Origin of the sequence: Psychrobacter sp. SHUES1 (assembly GCF_001652315.1) — a bacterium.
Lineage (GTDB): Bacteria > Pseudomonadota > Gammaproteobacteria > Pseudomonadales > Moraxellaceae > Psychrobacter > Psychrobacter faecalis.
On record NZ_LXWA01000013.1, the window covers coordinates 1 to 761 of the forward strand.

Annotated in this window: 1 protein-coding gene and 1 pseudogene; both read left to right on the plus strand. The window is 40.9% G+C overall.

Annotated elements, in window-relative coordinates; translation table 11 throughout:
- Positions 1-115: 115 nt before the first annotated feature.
- A pseudogene (locus A7325_RS00405) lies at positions 116-469 on the plus strand (transposase); the annotation flags it as partial.
- Positions 470-507: 38 nt separating this feature from the next.
- On the plus strand, positions 508-761 hold a 254-nt coding region (locus A7325_RS13325; RefSeq protein ID WP_156508469.1), incomplete at its 3' end, for a helix-turn-helix domain-containing protein.

Below are 761 nucleotides of genomic sequence, written 5' to 3' on the forward strand. Positions count from 1 at the left end.
CTTAACGGCTTCTGCTTTAAATTCTGTGCTGTAAGTTCTGATTTTCTTGGTCATGGTAAACTCCTGTGAATACGCTTAGTTTACCAAGTTTAGTTGTACGGTTTCTTCAGCATAGCTCAAACAGATGCTAGATAGTGCAATTAAGGGCATACCTACAAAGCGCAAGGAGGAGCTAACACTGCACTCAGATCAAGGGTGGCATTATCAGATGAAGACGTTTGCGAATACGCTTAAAGAGAATGACATTAAGCAAAGTATGAGCCGAAAAGGCAACTGCTTAGACAATGCATTGATGGAAGGCTTCTTCGGTACACTAAAGTGTGAGACTATTTATCTTGAAAAGCCGACCTCGATTGAGGCTTTAGAGAAACAGATTCATGAGTATATGCATTATTATAATCATGAAAGAATTCAGCTGAAACTAAAAGGACTGAGTCCTGTTAAGTACAGAACTCAGTCCTTATTGTAAACTTATACCAAACCCAAAATATATAGTATCATCCACTTATGACTATACCAATACATAACCTAGAAGACCATGACTTTGGCAAACACTCAAAGACTGAGCGCAATCCCAGAGCCCGACTACGCCTGCTCATCTTATACCAATATAGTATGGGCAAAGCCACTAACGATATTGCCAAAGACCTCTGCATACATCCTGAAACTGCCAGACGGACATTGAAGCGATATTATGAACGAGGACTTGAAAGTCTCTACGATCGTCATCGTCGAGGTCGTCACAGCAAATTGGCAGAAGC